Genomic DNA, 20,709 nt, shown 5'->3' with positions numbered 1-20,709 from the left:
ACTCTCGGAGTGTGGTGGTCAGCTTGCATCCAGTTCCAGCAGAGTTCGACAGGGCATCGGAGTCGATCCGAGCCGTCGAGTTCCGAAGCGACCTGCGCGTGCAGGAGATCCGGCCGCCGGAGGGCCTCGCCCCGAACGCGCTGGCGCTCGCGGCCGATGTTAGCCCGAGTCAGCTGCACGAGGACTCACACCTCGGCACGGGCCGTTTCATCTTCCTCCACGATCTGTCGGAGCCGGACGCCTGGCGGGGGCAGTACCGCGTCGTCTGCTTCGCGCAGGCCCCGCTGGAGACCGATATCGGCGGCGACGCGATGCTCCCGGAGGTCGCCTGGTCGTGGCTCCTGGACGCGCTCGCGGACGAGGGTGCCGAGTTCGACTACCCGTCGGGCACCGTCACGGTGGTGAACTCGAAGGGGTTCGGCGAGCTCGCCGAGCAGGGCGAGGGCTCCCAGATCGAGATCCGCGCCTCGTGGTCGCCGCAGAACGAACTCCTCGCGCCGCACGTGTCGGCCTGGAGCACCTTCCTCTGCATGCTCAGCGGCCTGCCGCCCGTGGACTCGAATGAGGTCCCCACCCTCCGACACGGACTCCGCAGCGATGGCCGCGGCTGACGCCCGGCGCCTCGAGCGCGGCGATCTCGACGTGATCGGCACCGCCGAGGCGCTCGAGCGGGGCATCGATCGGCTCCTCGACGGCACCGGGCCCATCGCGATCGACACCGAGCGCGCCTCCGGCTTCCGCTACTCCGATCGCGCCTATCTCGTCCAGCTGTTCCGCCGCGGCGCGGGCACGCTGCTCATCGACCCCGTCCCGCTCGGCTCCCTCCGCGCGCTCGCCGAGGCGATCCGCGACGAGGAGTGGATCCTCCACGCCGCGACGCAGGACCTCCCGTGCATGCGGGAGATCGATCTCGTCCCGCTGCGGCTCTTCGACACGGAGCTCGCCGCTCGCCTGCTCGGCAAGCCCCGCGTCGGACTCGGCTCAGTCGTCCAGGAGCTCCTCGGCGTCGAGCTCGCGAAGGCCCACTCGGCCGACGACTGGTCGACCAGGCCGCTGCCCGCCGAATGGCTCGCGTACGCCGCGCTCGACGTCGAGCTGCTCGTGGACGTCCGCGATCGGCTCGCCGAGCAGCTCGTCGCGGCGGGCAAGGACGGCTGGGCCCGCGAGGAGTTCGAGGCGCTGGTGGACTTCCGCCCCCGGCCGCCCGAGCCGGAGCGCTGGCGCCGGCTGTCGAAGCTCTCCACGCTGCGCTCCCCCCGCCAGCTCGCCGTGGCGCGCGAGCTGTGGCTCGCCCGCGACGCCTACGCGCGCGAGACCGATACGGCGCCCGGGAGAATCGTGCCCGATCGCGCGCTGACCGGTGCCGCCGCCGCGATGCCGCGCACGAAGGCGCAGCTCGCGGGGCTCAAGGAGTTCACCGGCAAGCAGTCGCGCTCCCAGCTCGATCGCTGGTGGCAGGCCATCGAGCGCGGAAGGGCGACGGAGGACCTCCCCCGCCGCAGCGGCCCGAGCCGCGACGGCATCCCGCATCCGCGCACCTGGGCGAACAAGCGCCCCGAGGCGGACGCGCGGTTCAAGCTCGCCCGCCCCGCCGTCGCGGCGCGCGCCGAGGAGCTCGGCCTGCCGACGGACAACCTGCTCACACCCGCCCACCTCCGGCAGCTCTGCTGGGAGCCGCTGGGCACCGATGCTGAATCGATTTCGCGTCAGCTTGCTACGCTGGGGGCGCGGCAGTGGCAAATCTCCATCGCCGCACCGGTCATCGAGACCGCGTTTGGCGAAGCCCTCTAAGTCTCGAGCGTTCCGGTAGTGCAGTACAGATAAGATTCAGTGCTGAACTGCTTGCGAAGACGCAGGCCCAACTGGCTAGGGAGGATACGTGACCGCATCCGAGGTCTACTACATCGACGGGGCCCGGACCCCGTTCGGCCGAGCCGGAGAGAAAGGGATGTACTGGCGCACGCGTGCCGATGACCTCGCGGTCAAGGCGATGCGTGCCGTCATCGAGCGCAACCCGAGTATCCCCGGCGAACGCTACGACGACGTCGCCATCGCGGCGACCACGCAGCAGGGCGATCAGGGGCTCACCCTGGGGCGCACCTCCGCGATCCTCGCGGGGCTGCCGGTGCAGGTCCCCGGCCTCGCGATCGACCGCATGTGCGCGGGCGCCCTCACCGCCGCGACGCTCATGGGCGGCAGCATCGGGTTCGGGCAGTACGACGTGGCCATCGCCGGCGGCGTCGAGCACATGGGGCGCCACCCCATGGGCTTCGACGCGGACCCCAACCCGCGGTTCCTCGCCGAACGCCTCGTGGACGGCGAGGCCCTGAACATGGGCAAGACCGCCGAGCGGCTCCACGACCGCTTCCCGCATCTCACGAAGGAGCGCGCCGACCGCTACGCGATGCGCTCGCAGCAGAAGACGGCCGCGGCCTACGCCGAGGGCAAGTTCGACCGCGACCTGGTCCCCGTCGCGATCGAGTCGGACGAGGGCTGGGGCCTCGCGACCCGCGACGAGCACCCGCGCCCGGATACCTCGATGGAGGGGCTGAGCGGTCTCAAGACCCCGTTCCGCCCGCACGGCAAGGTCACCGCCGGCAACGCGTCGCCGCTCACCGACGGCGCCACGGCCTCGATCCTCGCGTCGGGCCGGGCCGTGAAGGAGTTCCGGCTCGAGCCGCGCATGCGCATGGTGTCGTACGCCTTCGCCGGCGTGCAGCCGGAGGTCATGGGGCTCGGCCCCGTGCCCGCCACCGAGCGCGCGCTCGAGCGCGCCGGTCTGCGCATCGACGACATCGGGCTCTTCGAGCTCAACGAGGCCTTCGCCGTGCAGGTGCTCTCCTTCCTCGACCACTTCGGCATCGATGACGACGACCCGTCGGTCAACCCCTACGGCGGCGCGATCGCGATCGGCCACCCCCTCGCCGCGAGCGGCGTGCGGCTCATGATGCAGCTCGCGAACCAGTTCGCCGAGCACCCCGAGGTCCGCTACGGCGCGACCGCGCTGTGCGTCGGCCTCGGCCAGGGCGGCTCCGTGATCTGGGAGAACCCCAACTGGAACGGCAAGAAGCACGCGCGAGCGGGAAGGTAGCGAGGAATGACTGCGAAGACGTTCGACCCCAAGTACTACGAGAAGCTCGTCGCCGGCGTCGAGGGCGAGGTCGTCACCGAGGCCAAGGTGCGGGACGTCCGGCTGGCCTCCGGCAAGACGCTCGCGCTCATCACGCTCGACAACGGCCGCGACTACCGCCGGCCCAACACGCTCGGCCCCAACTCCCTGGTGGGGCTGGGCACGACCCTCGAGACGCTGCGCGGCCGCGCCGCCGCGGGCGAGATCGACGCGGTCGCGGTGACCGGCAAGCGGTTCAACTTCGCCGCGGGCGCCGACCTCTCCCTCGTCGACCAGATCCCCGGCCCCGAGGGCGGGCGCCTGCTCGCCGAGCTCGGCCATCACGCCCTCGGCATGCTCGGCGGGCTCGGCGTCCCGAGCTTCGCGTTCGTGAACGGGCTCGCCCTCGGCGGCGGCCTCGAGGTGGCGCTCAACTCGACCTATCGCACCATCGACGCCTCCTGCCCCGCGGTGGCGCTCCCCGAGGTCTTCCTCGGGCTCGTGCCGGGCTGGGGCGGCGCTACCCTGCTGCCGAACCTCATCGGCATCGAGAACGCGCTGCGGGTGATCATCGAGAACCCGCTCAAGCAGAACCGCACCCTCAAGCCGCAGCAGGCCTACGACCTCGGGATCTTCGACCGCCTCATCGGCGCGGCCAACTTCCTCGAGGAATCCCTCGCCTTCGCCGATGCGGTGCTGACGGGCCGCGAGAAGGTGCAGCGCAAGAACGTTCCCGGCAAGCTCGAGCGCGTGGGCAAGTGGGATGTCGCGGTGAAGATCGCCCGCAAGCAGGTCGAGTCGAAGCTCGGCACGGTGCCGATCGCGCCCTACCGGGCGCTCGACATCCTCGCCCTCGCCAAGCACAACGATCTCGAGCGCGGCTTCGAGGCCGAGAACGACGCCCTCGGCGAGCTCATCGTGGGCGATCAGTTCAGAGCCTCCATGTACGCCTTCGACCTCGTGCAGAAGCGGGCCAAGCGGCCCGCTGGGGCGCCCGATGCGGAGCTGGCGCGTCCGGTGTCGAAGGTGGGCATCGTCGGCGCGGGGCTCATGGCCACGCAGTTCGCCACCCTCTTCGTGCGCCGCCTGCAGGTGCCGATCGTGATCACGGATGTCGACCAGGAGCGCGTGGACCGCGGCGTCGCGGCCGTGCACGCCGAGCTCGACAAGCTCGCCGCGAAGGGCCGCCTGGACGACGACAACCTCGCTCGGAACAAGGCGCTCGTCACCGGCACGACCGACCGCTCCCGGTTCGCCGACTGCGACTGGGTCATCGAGGCCGTCTTCGAGGAGGTCGGGGTCAAGCAGCAGGTGTTCTCGGAGCTCGAGGCGATCGTGCCCGAGGACGCCATCCTCGCCACGAACACCTCCTCCCTGTCCGTGGACGAGATCGGCAGCGTCCTCGAGCACCCGGAGCGGCTCGTCGGCTTCCACTTCTTCAACCCCGTCGCGATCATGCCCCTGCTGGAGGTCGTCGACGCCGAGAAGACCGACCGGGTCGCGCTCGCGACCGCGATGGCGGTCGCGAAGCGGCTCAAGAAGACCGCGGTCATCACGCGCGACCGCCCGGGCTTCGTCGTGAACCGGGTACTCGCCAAGGTGCTCGGCGAGTCGATGCACGCCGTGGACACCGGCACGCCGATCGAGGTCGTGGACCGCGCGCTCGATCCGATGGGCCTGCCCATGACGCCCTTCGAGCTGCTCGAGCTCGTGGGCCTCAAGGTCGGCGCGCACGTGCTCGAGTCCCACCACGCCCCCTTCCCCGACCGGTTCTTCGAGTCCGCGAACCTCGACGCCCTCGCCGATGCCGGCGCGAAGCTCATCGAGCGGGACGGCAAGGGCGAGCCCAAGGGGTACACCAACCAGTTCCGCAAGATCGTCGGCACCGAGGGCAAGTCGCCGATGTCCGCCGAGGAGTTCCGCGAGCGGGTCGAGACCGGCCTCGCCGAGGAGATCCATATCATGCTCGAGGAGCAGGTGGTCGCGGCGGTCGAGGACATCGACCTGTGCCTCATCACCGGCGCGGGCTTCCCCCTCTACAGCGGCGGGATCACCCCCTACCTCGACCGGGTGGGGGCGAGCGAGCGCGCCTTCGGCGACACGTTCCACGACCCCCTCATCCGCGGCGCGAGCGGCGAGTAGCCCTCGGACGCGGAACGGGCCGGTGCTGCGACAGCACCGGCCCGTTCCGCGTCCGCGGCTCAGCGCTCCGAGGCGCCGAGCGCGCGGATCACCTCGCGCACGCTCTCCGCGGGCCGGCCCGAGGGCCTCGGCCTGGCGGCGGGCACGCGGGAGCCGAGCACCTGGGCGACGACGTCCCGGGCGATCCTCCGCGAGGTCAGCCCGGCGTCCTCGAGGATCTCCGCCCGCGAGGCGTGATCGATGAACTCGTCCGGCAGTCCGAGCTCCGTGACCGTGGCCTCGACGTCGGCCCCGCGCAGGTCCTGCCGCAGCCGCGTCCCGATCCCGCCCACCTTGATGCCGTCCTCGATGGAGACGACGAGGCGATGATGGCGCGACAGCTCGATGATCGACCGGGGCACGGGCACGACCCAGCGCGGATCCACGACGGTGACGCCGATGCCCTGGGCCTCGACGAACTCGGCGACCTCCACGGCCGTCCCGGCCATCGGCCCCACCGCCACGATGAGCACGTCCGAGCCGGAGCCGGTGCGGAGGACGTCCACGCCGTCCTCGAGCCGCGCCTCCGCCTCGATCTCCGCGCCCACCTTGCCCTTGGAGTACCGGAGCACGGTCGGGGCCGTGTCGATCGCCACCGCCTCCCGCAGCGCCTCCCGCAGCCGCGTCGCGTCGCGGGGCACGGCGATGCGGATGCCGGGCACGACCTGCAGGAGCGCGAGGTCCCACATCCCGTGATGGCTCGGCCCATCCGGACCGGTGACCCCGGCCCGGTCGAGCACGAACGTGACGGGGGCGCGATGGAGGCCGACGTCCATGAGCACCTGATCGAAGGCGCGGTTCATGAAGGTCGAGTAGATGGCCACGACGGGGTGCAGCCCGCCGAACGCCATGCCGGCCGCCTGCGTCACCGCGTGCTGCTCGGCGATGCCGACGTCGAGGACGCGGTCCGGATAGGCCGCCTTCATCGGCGCGAGGCCGACCGGCCTGAGCATCGCCGCGGTCACGCCCACGATGTCCTCCCGCTCGCCGGCAAGCGCCACCATCTCCTCGCCGAACACGGAGGTCCAGGACTGGCCCCCGGCCTCGACGAGCGGCTCCCCCGTGATCGGGTCGATCTGGCCGACGGCGTGGAACTGGTCGTTCGCGTCCTCGATCGCCGGGCGGAAGCCGTGCCCCTTCTCCGTGATCGCGTGCACGATGACCGGCCCGCCGAAGCGCTTGGCCTGGCGCAGGGCCTCCTCCACCGAGCCGAGATCGTGCCCGTCGATGGGGCCGAGGTACTTGATGTCGAGATTCGAGTACAGCTGCTCGTTGTTCGTGAGCCGGGCGAGGAATCCGTGCAGGCCGCCGCGGAAGGCCCGGAAGAAGCTCCGGCCGAGGCGCCCGCCGAGCCGGGAGAAGGCCTCGCCGGAACGGCGCTGCAGCGCCGTGTAGGTGCGATCGGTGCGCACCCGGTTGAGGAAGCGCGCCATGCCGCCGATGGTGGGCGCGTAGGAGCGGCCGTTGTCGTTGACGATGATCACGAGCCGGCGGCTGTTGTCGTCGCTGATGTTGTTCAGCGCCTCCCAGGTCATCCCGCCCGTGAGGGCGCCGTCGCCCACGACGGCGACCACCGTCCGATCCGTCTCGCCCGCGATGTGCCACGCGTGGGAGATGCCGTCCGCCCAGCTCAGCGAGCTCGAGGCGTGCGAGCTCTCGACGATGTCGTGCTCCGACTCGCGGCGCTGCGGATAGCCCGCCACGCCGCCGCGCTCGCGCAGGCGCGAGAAGTCCTGCCGTCCGGTGAGGAGCTTGTGCACGTACGACTGGTGGCCGGTGTCGAAGACGATCGCGTCGCGCGGGGAGTCGAACACCCGGTGGATGCCGATGGTCAGCTCGACCACGCCCAGATTGGGCCCGAGGTGCCCGCCGGAGCGGGACACGTTGTCGATGAGGAACTCGCGGATCTCCGCCGCGAGGCGCTGCAGGGACCGCGCGTCGAGCGCGCGCAGATCCTCGGGCCGCCGGATCGTCGGGAGCACCTCGCCGTCCATCCGCGTCCTCCCTTCCCGGGCCCGTCCCGAGGGCCCGCCACGCGTATCCCCCGATCCTACCGCCGGGCCCGCCCCCGAAACGCGATGTCGGCGGGTCCGCGAACGGACCCGCCGACATCGTCATGCTCGGAGGACTACTGCTCCTTGGCGACGAGCGAGCGCAGCACGTACTGCAGGATGCCGCCGTTGCGGTAGTAGTCGGCCTCGCCGGGGGTGTCGATGCGGACGACCGCGTCGAACTCGACGGGCTCGCGGCCTTCGGCCGAGAACTCGGTCGGTGCGGCCACGACGTGCACCGTCTTGGGCGTGGTGCCCTCGTTCAGCTGCTCGAGGCCGGTGATCGAGAACGACTCGGTGCCGTCCAGGCCCAGCGACTCGGCGGACTCGCCGGCCGGGAACTGCAGCGGCACGACGCCCATGCCGATGAGGTTCGAGCGGTGGATCCGCTCGAAGCTCTCGGTGATGACCGCCTTGACGCCCAGCAGGCTCGTGCCCTTCGCCGCCCAGTCGCGCGAGGACCCCGATCCGTACTCCTTGCCGCCCAGCACGACGAGCGGGGTGCCCTCCGCCGCGTAGTGCTGCGCGGCGTCGTAGATGTACGCCTGCGGGCCGCCCTCCTGCGTGAAGTCGCGGGTGTGCCCGCCCTGCACGCCGTCGAGCAGCTGGTTCTTGAGACGGATGTTCGCGAACGTGCCGCGGATCATGATCTCGTGATTGCCGCGGCGCGAGCCGTAGGAGTTGAAGTTGCGGCGCTCCACTCCGTGCTCGGCCAGGTAGCGGCCGGCGGGGCTCGCCGCCGCGATCGACCCGGCGGGCGAGATGTGGTCGGTCGTGGTCGAGTCGCCGAGCTTGACGAGGACGCGGGCGTTCTCGATGTCCTGCACCGGGGTGAGCTCGAGCTGCATGCCCTCGAAGTACGGGGGCTTGCGCACATAGGTCGACTCCGAGTCCCACTCGAAGGTCGAGCCGGTCGGCGTGGGGATCGAGCGCCAGCGCTCATCGCCCTCGAACACCGAGGCGTACTCCCTGGTGTACATGTCGGTGTCGATCGAGGCGTCGATGACCTTCTGCACCTCGTCCGCGGCGGGCCAGATGTCGGCCAGGTAGACGTCCTCGCCGTCCTTGCCCTTGCCGAGCGGCTGCTGCTCGAAGTCGAAGTCCATGCTGCCGGCGAGGGCGTAGGCGACCACGAGCGGCGGCGACGCGAGGTAGTTCATCTTCACGTCGGGGTTGATGCGGCCCTCGAAGTTGCGGTTGCCCGAGAGCACGGCCGTGACGGCGAGGTCGTTGTCGTTGATCGCCTGCGAGATGGGGTCGTCCAGCGGCCCCGAGTTGCCGATGCAGGTCGTGCAGCCGTAGCCGACGAGGTAGAAGCCCAGGTCGTCGAGGTACTCGGTGAGGCCGGCCTTCTCGTAGTAGTTCGTGACCACCTTCGAGCCGGGTGCGAGCGTCGTCTTGACCCAGGGCTTGGTGGCGAGCCCCTTCTCGACCGCGTTGCGGGCGAGCAGGCCCGCGGCCATCATCACCGAGGGGTTCGACGTGTTCGTGCAGGACGTGATCGCCGCGATCGCTACCGAGCCGTGGTCGATCTCGAAGGCCTCGCCCTTGTTCTCGACCGTCACGGTCTTCGAGGCGCGCTTGTGTGGGTGCGCGGGGCGCTCGTAGTGGAGCGACTCCGGCGCGCCGTCGTCGAGCTTGCCCGGATCCGAGGCCGGGAAGCTCGCCTCGCTCAGCACGTCCACGGAGTCCATCTCGGTGTCGGCGTAGTCGGTGAGGTCGTTCGCGAACTGCTCCTGCGCCTTGGACAGCTCGATGCGGTCCTGGGGGCGGCGCGGGCCGGCGATGGAGGGCACCACCGTAGAGAGGTCGAGCTCGAGGTACTCCGAGAACACGGGCTCGCTGGCCGGGTCGTGCCAGAGCCCCTGCTCCTTCGCGTAGGCCTCCACGAGCTTCACCTGCTCCTCCGAGCGGCCGGTGAAGCGGAGGTAGTTCAGGGTCTCCCCGTCGATGGGGAAAATCGCCGCGGTCGACCCGAACTCGGGCGACATGTTGCCGATCGTGGCGCGGTTCGCGAGGGGCACCTCGCCGACGCCGTCGCCGTAGAACTCGACGAACTTGCCGACCACGCCGTGCTGCCGCAGCATGTCGGTGATCGTGAGGACCACATCGGTGGCCGTCACGCCCGTCGGGATCGAGCCCTTGAGCTTGAAGCCGACGACCTTGGGGATGAGCATCGAGACGGGCTGGCCGAGCATCGCGGCCTCCGCCTCGATGCCGCCGACGCCCCAGCCGAGCACACCGAGGCCGTTCACCATGGTGGTGTGCGAGTCGGTGCCGACGAGCGTGTCGGGGTAGGCCTGCCTGACTCCGTCCACCTCGCGGACGAAGGTGACGCGGGCGAGGTATTCAATGTTCACCTGGTGGACGATGCCGGTGCCCGGGGGGACGACCTTGAAGTCCTCGAAGGCGCCCTGGCCCCAGCGCAGGAACTGGTAGCGCTCGCCGTTGCGCTCGTACTCGATCTCCACGTTGCGCTCGAACGCGTCCGTGGTGCCGAAGAGCTCCGCGATGACCGAGTGGTCGATGACGAGCTCGGCCGGCGCGAGCGGGTTGATGGTCTCGGGATTGCCGCCGAGGTCCTTCACCGCTTCCCGCATCGTCGCGAGGTCCACCACGCAGGGGACGCCGGTGAAGTCCTGCATCACCACTCGGGCGGGGGTGAACTGGATCTCGGTGCTGGGCTCGGCCGCGGCATCCCAGTTGCCGAGGGTGTTGATCTGCTCCGCGGTGACGTTGGCGCCGTCCTCGGTGCGGAGGAGGTTCTCGAGCAGAACCTTGAGGCTGAAGGGCAGCTTCTCGTGCCCCGCCACCTTGTCGATCCGATAGATCTCATAATCGTTGCCGTCGACGTTCAGGACGTCCTTGGCCCCGAAGCTGTTCACTGCGCTCACGGTGCTCCTTACGATTGGTCGAAAAAGTCTCTCGATGTCGAGATATCTTAGCTTAAGTGCGCTCTTCCGGATTCACGCCCGACTCGCGTCGGGCCGGTCGGTCGGAGCTGCGTCTTCCGACCGTGCGTTGCCGGCGGGTGCGTGCACCGCGCGCACGAACAACACGGTGATCACCACCAGCACGCCGAACAGCGGCGGCCCCATGAGGAGCCGCGCGACGCCGAGCGCCTCCACGGCGCCGGCGAAGTAGAGGGGCAGCTGCACGGCGAGGCGGGCCCCGAAGAACGCGACCCACACCCCCGTGATCACCTGCATCCAGACGAACACGCCGCGCTGCCGGCGCCAGTCCCGCCAGGATCCGAACAGCGCGCCCGTGACGATGCCGATCAGGGGCCACCCGACGAGCATGGAGACGAGCAGCGCCGAGCCGTAGAGCGCGTTCGTCCAGAAGCCGAGGACGAAGTAGTCGGTGCCCTCGCCGCTGCGGAGGGCGAGGAAGCCGCTCAGCAGCAGGCCGAGCAGGCCGCCGATCGCGGCCGCCGCCGGCTGCCGGCGCAGCAGCCGGATCACGAGGAAGACGACGCCTGCGAGCGCCGGGACCGCGACCGACAGCCACAGGGCGTCCATGCCGAGCGGCAGCGCCGCGCCGGCGGACTCGGCCCGCGTGGCGACCACGTAGAGCACGATGAAGAGGATGCCCGGGACCAGCGCCTCGACGATGCCCATCGCACCGCCCATGGCGGCGAGCAGCGCTCTGCCCGTGGTCGCGGATTCCGCCACCCGGCCGAAGGACGAGCCGCGCGCGGCCGCGCCGAGCCGTTCCTGCAGCTCGGCCTCCTCCTTCGGCTGCGCGCCGTCCGGCCCGGGCGACGCGGCGCGGTCGGCGGTCATGACCGTCCGGCCCCGCCGTCCGTCCGCCCGTCTCCGGCCTCGGCCGCGCGCCGCTTCGCCGCGGCGGCCGCCATCTGCTCCGCCATGACCTTCGGCACCGTGAGCGGCAGCAGGTCCTTCGGCGGGATCGGCTTCGTCCCGCGCACCACCACGATGCCGCGGAAGAGCTCGAGGAGCTGCTCTAGCCGCTCCTCGTCGCCGGTCGCCGGGCCGGTCACCACGCCGCGGAGGAACCATCGGGGCCCGTCGACGCCGTAGAACCGGACCACCCGGGCCTTGCTGTCGCCCTTCGCCACCGGCACGGAGGTCCGCAGCGAGGTGCCGAGCACGGAGTCCTGCTCCTCGGCGCTGCCGCCCTGCTTCTCGACCTGCTGGGCGAGCCGGGTCCGCACGTCCCGCCACAGCCCGCTCGACCTGGGCGCGGCGAACGCCTGCACCTGCAGCGTCGAGCCGGCCATGTCGAGGCCGACGGCGATCACGCGCTTGGTCTTCTCCTCGAACTCGAGCCGGAGGGACAGCCCCTGCCTGGCCGGCACGCGCAGCGCGCCCAGGTCGATGACGGGGGCGTCCCCCTCGTACTCCTCGACGTCGAGGGGCCCGGCCTCAGCGCGATCCTCGGGGGCCTCCTTCTCGAACTCCTCCTCCTCGACCTCGTCCTCGGGCTCGGGCTCCTCGCCCTCCTCGTCCTCGATCACGAGGCGATCCGCCTTGATGGTCTCTTCCTTGCGCTTGAAGATGTCGAACAGTCCCATAGTCGCTCTTTCGTCCTACTCCTGTACCGGGCTCGAGTAACCGCTCGAGCCGAATCCCGCCGTGCCCCGCTCGCCCTCCGGCAATTCCTCCACCGCCTCGAAGCGCACCGCGGGGATCGGCAGCACCAGCAGCTGCGCGATCCGGTCTCCGCGGTTCACCGTATAGGGCCGGGACGCGTCCGTGTTGAGCAGGGTCACCTTGAGCTCGCCGCGATAGCCGGAGTCGATCACCCCGGGGGCGTTCACGATCGTGATGCCGTGCTTCGCGGCGAGCCCCGACCTCGGCGTCACGAGCCCCATCGTCCCCGCCGGCAGCGCGATCGCCGTCCCGGTCGGCACCAGGGCGCGCTCGCCGGGGGCCAGCACGAGCGTCGCGGCCGCGACGAGGTCCGCCCCCGCGTCGCCCGGGTTCGCGTATGCGGGAACGGTGCCGGTGACTGGGATCTCGATCGAGGAATTCACCCTAGGAGGTTATCGGATGCAGGTGGGGACTCAGGATCCGTGCCGCTCGGGGTGGTGAGATAGCGGAGTGATTTATCGAGAACGCGTCGCTCCATCGATCTGGGTCTACATCTTCGGCGCCCTCATCGTCCCGGCGATCATCATCGTGTTCATGCCGATCAATCGCGCGGTCGGAATCATCCTGGGCATCGCCGTATTCCTCGGGTTCTGCGTGGCGCTGTACTCCGGTTCGCCGACCATCGAGGTCACCTCCACCACCCTGCGGGTCGGCTCGGCCCAGGTGCCGCTGCACTACCTCGGCGCCGCCTCCGCCTATCCGACCGCGGAGGCCTCCCGCGCGCAGACCGGGCCGAGGCTCGACGCCCGGGCGTGGACCTGCCTGCGCGGCTGGGTGTCGACCACGGCCCGGGTGGAGATCGTGGACGAGCGCGATCCCATCCCCTACTGGCTCTTCTCGACCCGGCACCCCGAGCAGGTCGTCCGCGCCATCGACGAGGCGAAGTCGAGGCTCGACTCCTGACCCTCGGCGCGTGTACGCCCCGGAAACGCGCGACACCGACCCGGAGCGGGTCGGCGTCGCGCGTCGGCTCGAGACTAGGCCGCGCAGTCGTTGCAGATCGGGTGCCCCTCCACCGACTGGGGCGAGAGCTGCGACCGGTTCTTGATGAGGAAGCACTCCATGCACGTGAACTCGTCGTCCTGGCGCGGGATCACCACCGTCTCGATCTCGACGTCCGTGAGGTCGGAGGCATCCAGCTCGAAGCCGTGGACGCCGTCCCCCTGATCGATATCGACATTGGGCGACGCCGACGCGGGCACGCGTTCCTTGAGCGCCTCGATCGAGTCTGCATCTTCTTCAGTCTTACGCGGTGCGTCGTAGTCGGTGGCCATAACCGTCCAAAGTGGTCGAAATCGAATTGAGGCGTTAATAACCCCTGTCGGCGCGCTATTCTGCACTACGCGCACGGTACACGCAACTCGTGTTTACCGGGCGGTCAGTTTCGGCGGCGCGCGGGGTCGATCCGGGAGAACCGGGCACTCGTCTGTGACCATTGGCGGGATCGTAGTGGAGGTGTCTCGAATGCAGGAATTACGCTTCGTCGGTCTCGAGGACGACTGGCTGATCGCGACCGATGATCGCGGGGAGCGGTTCCGCCTGCGCGCCGACGACGTGCTGCGGGATGCGCTCCGCCCCAAGCCGGCGGCCCGGCCGGAGGGCCCCAGGGTGCCCCCGCGCCAGATCCAGCAGCTGATCCGGGCCGGGCGCAGCGTGGAGGAGGTCGTCGAGCAGACCGGCGCCGATCTCGCGACGGTGCAGCGCTTCGAGGGCCCGATCCTCGCCGAGCGCGCCTACATCGTCGACCAGGCCCGCGCCGTGGCGGTGCGCCTCATGTCGCCGATCGATCCCATGTCCGCCGAGGGCGCGACCTTCGGCGTCGCCATCGACAGCCGCCTCGAGCAGCTCGGCGCCACCGGCATCGGCTGGGACGCCTGGAAGGATCCGGAGACCGGGTGGCACATCGGCCTCGAGTTCACAGCCGACGACGTCGCGCGCAGCGCCCTCTGGGAGTTCAACGCCCGCGCCCGCACGCTGCACCCGGTCTCCCCCGCGGCGATCACGCTCTCCCAGCAGAGCGAGCCGAGCTCGCTCGCCGGCCCGCATCTCCGCGCGGTCGGCGCGGATGCGGAGCATCGGGGCGCCGAGGAGCCCGAGCCGGAGGAGCAGCCGACGGCGCCGGCCGACCAGCACTCGCCCGCGCAGCACGAGACGGAGGACCTGCTCGAGGCGCTGCGGCGCCGGCGCGGCGAGCGGCAGCACTCCCCCTACGCCGAGGAGGCCGAGCTCGACGTCGAGGGCGAGGCCGAGTACGAGCTGGGCGGCCGCGGGTCGAGCACCGTGACCCCCTTCGCCCGCGGCGGGGATGCGCAGCACCCCTCGGCGGCCCCAGCGGAGGGCGCGGAAGAGGAGGAGGCGCCCGAGGCGGAGCCCTCGGAGCCCGACTCCCTGATCGACCACAGCCGGTCGGAGCCCGCGGGCGGCCGCGGCCGCTCCTCCCGCAAGCGCGGGGGCCGCCCCTCGATGCCCAGCTGGGACGAGATCGTCTTCGGCACGCGGAGCGACGAGGACTGAGCCCGGCGCGTCAGCGGAACGCGCCGTGGCGGATGAGCGGGACGACCGTCTCCTCGTTCGTCAGCGAGCCGTGCTGGCCGATCATGAGCCGCATGCTCGCGGGCATCGTCTCGGTGAAGTACGTGACCGGCGCCCGGGCCGCGATCACGATGTCGCCGATCCGCTCGCGTGCGGCCGACGCGATCTCGGCGCCGTAGAGGCCCGTCGAGAGCAGCTCCTCCTGCCCGTAGACCCAGGCCCGGTCCCCCTCGGCCTCGCGGAACCGCTCGACGAGCGCGCGGACGTCCCCGCGCGCCTCGTCCCGGAGGTAGACGTGCCGCAGCCTCGGCTCCCCCGCCACCGCCGTCGCGTCCTCGAGCAGCGCGGGCGGCAGGTCGATCTGCGCCTCCCGCGGGATGTCGATCATGCCGTGATCGGCGGTGATGAGCACGCCGATGTCCTCGGGCAGGGAATCCAGCAGCCTCGCGATCGCGTGGTCGAGCTCCTCGAGCCGTTCGAGCCAGGTGCCCGATTCGGTCCCGCGCTTGTGGCCGATCTGGTCCAGCTCGGCGTTGTAGAGATAGACGAGCGGCCGCCTCGCCTTCCGGCACAGCCGCGCGGCCAGCTCGGCCCGCTCGAGCATCGTCTCGGCCCCGTGGTACCCGCCGCCCCGCAGCGAGGCGTTCGTGAGGCCCGAATCGCGGTAGTCCTCGGTCGAGACCACGAACGGCTCGATCGGGTCCGCGTCCGCGACGAGCGATTCGAAGACCGTGGACCGCAGCTGCCACGTCGCGGGATCCATCCCCTCGCCCCACCCCGACAACTGGTTGCGGTACTCCTCGGTCCGGCGATCCCAGATCGAGTAGCCCACCAGGCCGTGCGCGCCGGCCTGCGAGGCCGTCATGAGCGAGGTGATGCCCGCGACCGTCGTCGAGGGGAAGCTCACCGCGATGTCCTCGGGCCGCCAGCCCCGCACGATGTGCCGGGCGTGCCCGCCGCGCGTGCGCAGCAGGGATTCGCCCAGGCCGTCGACCAGCACCACCACCGCCCCGCGCACCGCCGGGAGCCCCATCCGGCCGCGCTCGCCCCGCATCGCGGCGAGGCAGTTCGGCAACACGTCGGCGAGCGTCGGCGCGATTCCGTCGCTGTTGAATACGATTGGCTCCATCCGGCCATCTTTTCATAGGCGAGTCATCGCCTGCGGCCGCCAGTGATTCGCGACCCGGCACCCCGGGCCGGCAACGAGGAGAAGAAGAGGCGCATGGCGAAGACGACTGCTTCCGCTTCCGAGGTCGAGCGGATCGAGGACGTCGATGTCTCGCAGGAGATGCGCGGCTCGTTCCTCGAGTACGCCTACTCGGTGATCTACTCGCGGGCGCTGCCCGATGCGAGGGACGGGCTCAAGCCGGTGCAGCGGCGCATCCTCTACCAGATGACCGAGATGGGCCTGCGGCCCGACCGCGGGCACGTGAAGTCGGCCCGCGTGGTCGGCGACGTCATGGGCAAGCTGCACCCGCACGGCGACACCGCGATCTACGACGCCCTCGTACGGCTCGCGCAGCCCTTCACCCAGCGCGTGCCGCTCGTGGACGGCCACGGCAACTTCGGCTCCCTCGACGACGGCCCCGCGGCGCCCAGGTACACCGAGGCGCGGCTCACCGCGGCAGCCCTCGCGCTCACCGAGTCGCTCGACGAGGACGTCGTCGACTTCGTCCCGAACTACGACAACTCGCTGCAGCAACCCGAGGTGCTCCCGGCCGCCTGGCCCAACCTCCTCGTCAACGGCGCCTCCGGCATCGCGGTGGGCATGGCCACGAACATGGCGCCGCACAACCTCGGGGAGGTGATCTCGGCGGCCCGTCATCTGCTCGCGAATCCCGAGGCGACGCTCGACGAGCTCATGCGGCACGTCCCCGGGCCGGATCTGCCCGGCGGCGGGCGCATCATCGGCCTCGACGGCATCCGCGACGCCTACTCGACCGGCCGCGGCTCGTTCCGCATGCGCGCGACGGTCTCCATCGAGAACGTCACCGCGCGCCGCAAGGGCATCGTGGTGACGGAGCTGCCCTACCTCGTCGGCCCCGAGAAGGTCATCGACCGCATCAAGCAGGGCGTGCAGTCGAAGAAGCTCGCCGGCATCTCCGCCGTCCAGGACCTCACCGACCGCAAGCACGGCATGAAGCTCGTGATCGAGCTGAAGACCGGCTTCGTGCCCGAGGCGGTGCTGGAGCAGCTCTACCGCCACACCCCGCTCGAGGAGCAGTTCCACATCAACAACGTGGCGATCGTCGACGAGGCGCCGCAGACGCTGGGGCTCCGCGACCTCCTCGACGTCTATCTGCGCCACCGCATCTCGGCGGTGCGGCGGCGGAGCGAGTTCCGGCTCGGCAAGCGCAGGGACCGGCTGCACCTCGTCGAGGGGCTGCTCATCGCGATCCTCGACATCGACGAGGTCATCCAGATCATCCGCTCCTCGGACGACGCCGAGGCGGCGCAGGACCGGCTCAAGCTCGTCTTCGACCTCAGCGACCTGCAGGCCGAGTACATCCTCGAGCTGCGGCTGCGCCGGCTCACGAAGTTCTCGCGCATCGAGCTCGAGGCCGAGGCGGGCCGCCTGCGCGACGAGATCGCCGAGCTCGAGGCGCTGCTCGCCTCCGAGCGGCTGCTGCGCGAGCAGGTCGGCGCCGAGCTCGCCGACACCGCCGAGCGGTTCGCGACCCCGCGCCGGACGATGCTCATCAGCGGCGACGCCGAGGTGCGCGCCTCGCCCCGCACCGCGAAGAAGGGGGCCGAGACGGCGCTGCAGGTGCCGGACGCGCCGACCCGCGTGCTGCTCTCGGCGACCGGCCGGATCCTGCGGGTGGACCTCGGCGAGGACGCCTCGTTCGCGCAGCCGCGGCGCCGCTCCAAGCACGACGCGATCCTCGCCGACGTCGCCACGACCACGCTCGGCGCGATCGGCGCCGTCACGAACCGTGGCGTCGTGCATCGCGCCACCGCGGTCTCGCTGCCCTCCTCCCCCGCCGCGTCCGTGCTCATGAGCGCGGGCGTCTCCGCCCGCGAGTACTTCGGCATCGCCGACCGCTCGGAGCGGATCGTCGGCCTGGTGCCGCTCGGCGTGGACGCGCCCCTCGCGCTCGGCACCCGGCAGGGCGTCGTCAAACGGGTGAACCCGGTGGAGTGGAAGAACCAGCACGAGCTGAGCGCCATCGCGCTCAAGGACGGCGACGAGGTCGTCGGCGCGGCCCGCGCGGACGACGACTCGGAGCTCGTGCTCGTCTCGAGCGACGCGCAGCTGCTGCACTACTCGGCCGGCCTGGTCCGACCCCAGGGGCTCGCCGCCGGCGGCATGGCGGGCATGAAGCTCTCCCCCGGGGCCCAGGTCATCAGCTTCGGCGTGCTCGCCGCGGAGGAGGCGGAGCGCGCCGTGGTCGTGACCATCGCGGAGCCCGGCGCCGACGAGGCGCTGTTCGGCGACGTGCTCGGCAGCGCGAAGACGAGCGAGTTCGCGCTGTTCCCGGCCAAGGGCCGCGCGACCGGCGGCGTGCGCGCGCAGCGGTTCGTGCGCTCGGAATCCCGGCTCGCGCTCGCCTGGGTCGGCCCCGCGCCGGCCCGTGCCAGTGCGAAGGACGGGGCGATCCGCAGCCTCCCCGAAGGGCTCGCGAAGCGCGACGCCTCCGGGGCGCAGCTCGAGGCCGCGGTCGACGCCGTCGGCCGGCTCATGGGCGACGCCCCCGGCGCGGCGGACGGCGCCGCCTAGTCAGCGACCGCGGAACCGCGGGGCGCGCTTCTCCTGGAACGCGCGGAACCCCTCGGCGTAGTCCTCGCTCGCGCACAGGGCCGCCTGCGCCCGGTTCTCCGCGGCGATCGCTTCCCATAGCCCGAGCCGCCGATCGCGGATCTCCGCCACGAGCCCCTTGGACGCGGCGAAGGCGAGTCGCGCCCCCTCAGCCGCCCGCCGCGCTCGGGCGCGAGCGAACTCGAGCAGCTCCTCATCCGCCACCCAGCGGCTGAACAGTCCCTGCTCGACGGCCTCGCGGCCCGACATGAGCTCCGCGGTGTAGACGAGGTCGAGCGCCCGATGCGGCCCGAGGCGCTCGACGAAGAGCCAGTGGCCGCCGGAGTCGAGGGTCGCCCCGAGGTTCGCGAACGGCGAGCCGATCTTCGCGCGCTCGCCCACGTAGACCACGTCCGCGGCGATCGCCAGCCCCAGCCCCACGCCGAGGCACGCACCGTGCACCGCGGCGAACGTGGGTGCGGGGAACTCGGCGAGCTGCCGCAGCACGCCCGTCACGCGTCGTCCGAGGAAGTCGTCGACGTCGTCGGTGGCGGGGTCGACCGCCGAGATGTCGCGGCCCGCGCAGAAGCCCGGCCCCGCGCCCCTGAGCAGCAGCGCCCGCGCGCCGCGGCTCTCCGCGGCCCGCAGCGCGCCCGAGAGCTCCTCGAGCGCCTCCGCGTCGAGCGCGTTGCGCCTCGCGGGCGCGTCCAGCACGAGCTCGGCGAGCCCCTCCGTGATGGTCAGGTCGATCATGCCCATGGGCATCCTCCTCCGTGCGTTCCGATCCGCTACTTGTCGAAGTCGACGAGCACGCGGTCCGAGGTGGGTCTGGACTGGCAGGTGAGCACGTACCCGTTCTCGACGTCGTCGGCCTCGAGCGCGTAGTTCTCCGCCATCTCCACCGTGCCGCGCTCGACCTTGGCGCGGCAGGTGCCGCACACGCCGCCCGCGCAGGCGAAGGGCACGTCCGCGCGCACCCGCAGGGCGGCGTTCAGCACCGTCTCGTGCGCGTCCTTCGGCGACTTCACCTCGCCGCTGAGGCCGTCCAGGACGAACCCGATCTCGAAGTTCTCGCCCTCCGGGTCGACCTCCACGGGCCTCCCGCGGTTCGCCTGCGCGCCCTCCCCCGGCTGGCCGGTGGAGAACAGCTCGTAGCGGATTCGGTCGGCGGGCACCTCGCGCCCGGCGAGCTCGTCCCGGATGAGCTGGACCAGGTCGAAGGGGCCGCAGAGGAACCACTCGTCCACCCGCTCGACGTCGATGAGCCGGTCGAGGAGCTGCCCGAGCTTCTCGGCGTCGAGCCGGCCAGAGTAGATGGGCGCCTGCCGCTGCTCGCGCGAGAGCACGTGGTGGATCGCGAGTCTCGCCGGATACCGGTCCTTGAGGTCGGCGAGGTCCTCGAGGAACATCACCTCGGACGCCGCGCGGTTGACGTAGACGAGATCCACCTGCGTGCCGGGATGCTCGAGCAGCGACTTCGCGATCGCGATGATCGGGGTGATGCCGGACCCCGCCGCAGCCGCGACGAAATGCGATTCGCCGCGGGCCACGGCCTCGCCGCTCACGCGGTCGGCGTCGTTCATGCCGGTGAACTCGTGCTTCGACACGAACAGCCCCTGCGGGCTCATCACCTCGATCGTGTCCCCCGCCGCGAGCGTGTCGTTCGCCCAGTTCGAGAACAGGCCGCCGAGATCCCGCTTGATGCCGACCTTGATGGTCCCGGGCGTCGGCGCCTCGCAGATCGAGTAGCTCCGGCGCACCTGCTGCCCGTCGATCTCGGTCCGCAGCGCCACGTACTGCCCCGCGACGTAGTCGTACTCGTCCCGGAGCGGCTCGGGCACCGCGAAGGACACCTCGATCGCGTTGTCGGTGAGGCGGCGCACCGCGCTCACCTCCAGGGGGTGGAATACCGCGCGCTTCCGCGCCTCGTTCGTCGTCACTAGTGCACCTTGAAGTAGTCGAATGGCTCGCGGCAGGAGGCGCAGCGGTACAGCGCCTTGCACGAGGTCGAGCCGAAGCGGCTCAGCTCATTGGTCTCGATGGAGCCGCACCGGGGGCAGCGGACAGCCAGCGCGAGCCGCTTCGGTCCGCGGCGCATGCCCATCGCGGAGCTGCCGGTGGGCGGGGCGATGCCGTACTCCTCGAGCTTGCGCCGGCCCTCCTGCGTCATCCAGTCGGTGGTCCAGGCCGGGGTGAGCGTGAGCGTCACCTCGACCCGCTCGTAGCCGGCCTCGCGGAGCGCGTGCTCGACGTCGGCCCTGATCGCGTCCATGGCGGGGCAGCCCGAATAGGTGGGCGTGATGATCACCTGCGCGGTCCCGTCCTCGGCGACCAGCGCGTCGCGGAGGATGCCGATCTCGGCGATGTCGAGCACGGGGATCTCGGGGTCCTTGACGGTGCGCGCCACGTCCCAGACGCGGGCCGCCGCCCGGTCCTCGGGCCTCGTGGCCGCCGGTGGGCTGGTGTGCTGCTGCATCGCGG

Annotated in this window: 17 protein-coding genes; 7 read left to right on the top strand and 10 right to left on the bottom strand. The window is 71.2% G+C overall.

Features of this window, described 5'->3' with window-relative positions:
- Positions 1-14 precede the first annotated feature (14 nt).
- The 4 genes from FM112_RS11085 to FM112_RS11070 all read left to right on the top strand — a co-directional run bounded on the left by FM112_RS11085 (position 15) and on the right by FM112_RS11070 (position 5,251).
- Positions 15-611 (top strand): DUF3000 domain-containing protein, encoded by a 597-nt coding sequence (locus FM112_RS11085; protein ID WP_087007479.1) that lies wholly within the window; start codon positions 15-17, stop codon positions 609-611.
- Complete coding sequence (locus FM112_RS11080; RefSeq protein WP_087007476.1) at positions 598-1,791, top strand: ribonuclease D; 1,194 nt, start codon at positions 598-600, stop codon at positions 1,789-1,791. The genes FM112_RS11085 and FM112_RS11080 overlap by 14 nt, the downstream gene beginning before the upstream one ends.
- A gap of 88 nt (positions 1,792-1,879) precedes the next feature.
- Positions 1,880-3,091 (top strand): thiolase family protein, encoded by a 1,212-nt coding sequence (locus FM112_RS11075; RefSeq protein WP_087007474.1) that lies wholly within the window; start codon positions 1,880-1,882, stop codon positions 3,089-3,091.
- A 6-nt stretch (positions 3,092-3,097) separates the two neighbouring features.
- On the top strand, positions 3,098-5,251 hold the full coding sequence (locus FM112_RS11070; RefSeq protein ID WP_087007472.1) for a 3-hydroxyacyl-CoA dehydrogenase NAD-binding domain-containing protein: 2,154 nt from the start codon (positions 3,098-3,100) through the stop codon (positions 5,249-5,251).
- A gap of 59 nt (positions 5,252-5,310) precedes the next feature.
- On the opposite strand, the gene dxs is transcribed toward FM112_RS11070, so the two are convergent.
- From dxs to dut, 5 genes are all read right to left on the bottom strand, one after another.
- The gene (dxs, locus tag FM112_RS11065) at positions 5,311-7,284 is read right to left on the bottom strand and encodes a 1-deoxy-D-xylulose-5-phosphate synthase (RefSeq protein ID WP_087007470.1); all 1,974 of its coding nucleotides are present in this window, start codon (positions 7,282-7,284) and stop codon (positions 5,311-5,313) included.
- Between the two features lie 134 nt (positions 7,285-7,418).
- Complete coding sequence (gene acnA, locus FM112_RS11060) at positions 7,419-10,235, bottom strand: aconitate hydratase AcnA (RefSeq protein ID WP_087007467.1); 2,817 nt, start codon at positions 10,233-10,235, stop codon at positions 7,419-7,421.
- Positions 10,236-10,307: 72 nt separating this feature from the next.
- Entirely contained in the window at positions 10,308-11,126 is an 819-nt protein-coding gene (locus FM112_RS11055) for a DUF3159 domain-containing protein (RefSeq protein ID WP_087007465.1), read from the bottom strand.
- Positions 11,123-11,878, bottom strand: coding sequence for a DUF3710 domain-containing protein (locus tag FM112_RS11050; RefSeq protein WP_087007463.1), 756 nt, complete (start codon positions 11,876-11,878; stop codon positions 11,123-11,125). The genes FM112_RS11055 and FM112_RS11050 overlap by 4 nt, the downstream gene beginning before the upstream one ends.
- 15 nt (positions 11,879-11,893) lie before the next feature.
- On the bottom strand, positions 11,894-12,340 hold the full coding sequence (dut, locus tag FM112_RS11045; protein ID WP_087007461.1) for a dUTP diphosphatase: 447 nt from the start codon (positions 12,338-12,340) through the stop codon (positions 11,894-11,896).
- Between the two features lie 67 nt (positions 12,341-12,407).
- Here dut and FM112_RS11040 point away from each other — a divergent pair, with 67 nt between their 5' ends.
- On the top strand, positions 12,408-12,860 hold the full coding sequence (locus FM112_RS11040; protein ID WP_087007459.1) for a DUF3093 domain-containing protein: 453 nt from the start codon (positions 12,408-12,410) through the stop codon (positions 12,858-12,860).
- Between the two features lie 74 nt (positions 12,861-12,934).
- On the opposite strand, the gene FM112_RS11035 is transcribed toward FM112_RS11040, so the two are convergent.
- On the bottom strand, positions 12,935-13,231 hold the full coding sequence (locus tag FM112_RS11035; protein ID WP_087007457.1) for a DUF4193 domain-containing protein: 297 nt from the start codon (positions 13,229-13,231) through the stop codon (positions 12,935-12,937).
- A gap of 190 nt (positions 13,232-13,421) precedes the next feature.
- On the opposite strand from FM112_RS11035, the gene sepH reads away from it, so the two are divergent.
- Positions 13,422-14,471, top strand: a complete 1,050-nt coding sequence (gene sepH, locus FM112_RS11030; protein ID WP_087007455.1) for a septation protein SepH — start codon at positions 13,422-13,424, stop codon at positions 14,469-14,471.
- 10 nt (positions 14,472-14,481) lie between these two features.
- Here sepH and FM112_RS11025 read toward each other — a convergent pair whose 3' ends face one another.
- Positions 14,482-15,618 (bottom strand): alkaline phosphatase family protein, encoded by a 1,137-nt coding sequence (locus tag FM112_RS11025; RefSeq protein ID WP_087007453.1) that lies wholly within the window; start codon positions 15,616-15,618, stop codon positions 14,482-14,484.
- A gap of 93 nt (positions 15,619-15,711) precedes the next feature.
- Between FM112_RS11025 and FM112_RS11020 the strand changes: the two genes are divergently transcribed.
- The gene (locus FM112_RS11020) at positions 15,712-18,210 is read left to right on the top strand and encodes a DNA topoisomerase (ATP-hydrolyzing) subunit A (protein WP_087007451.1); all 2,499 of its coding nucleotides are present in this window, start codon (positions 15,712-15,714) and stop codon (positions 18,208-18,210) included.
- Here the strand turns inward: FM112_RS11020 and FM112_RS11015 are convergent, their stop codons facing one another.
- Genes FM112_RS11015 through paaD form a run of 3 tightly spaced genes read right to left on the bottom strand, consistent with a single transcriptional unit; the run spans position 18,211 to position 20,704 of the window.
- Positions 18,211-18,981, bottom strand: a complete 771-nt coding sequence (locus FM112_RS11015; RefSeq protein WP_087007513.1) for an enoyl-CoA hydratase/isomerase family protein — start codon at positions 18,979-18,981, stop codon at positions 18,211-18,213.
- Positions 18,982-19,016: 35 nt separating this feature from the next.
- Positions 19,017-20,168, bottom strand: a complete 1,152-nt coding sequence (gene paaE, locus FM112_RS11010; RefSeq protein ID WP_087007449.1) for a 1,2-phenylacetyl-CoA epoxidase subunit PaaE — start codon at positions 20,166-20,168, stop codon at positions 19,017-19,019.
- Positions 20,168-20,704 carry a 1,2-phenylacetyl-CoA epoxidase subunit PaaD gene (gene paaD / locus FM112_RS11005; protein ID WP_087007447.1) on the bottom strand — a complete coding sequence of 179 codons (537 nt, stop codon included), beginning with the start codon at positions 20,702-20,704 and terminating at the stop codon, positions 20,168-20,170. The genes paaE and paaD overlap by 1 nt, the downstream gene beginning before the upstream one ends.
- Positions 20,705-20,709 lie beyond the last annotated feature (5 nt).

Origin of the sequence: Gulosibacter sp. 10 (assembly GCF_900163695.1) — a bacterium.
In the GTDB taxonomy this organism is placed as follows: domain Bacteria; phylum Actinomycetota; class Actinomycetes; order Actinomycetales; family Microbacteriaceae; genus Gulosibacter.
This window is presented reverse-complemented; position numbering and strand designations above follow the sequence as displayed.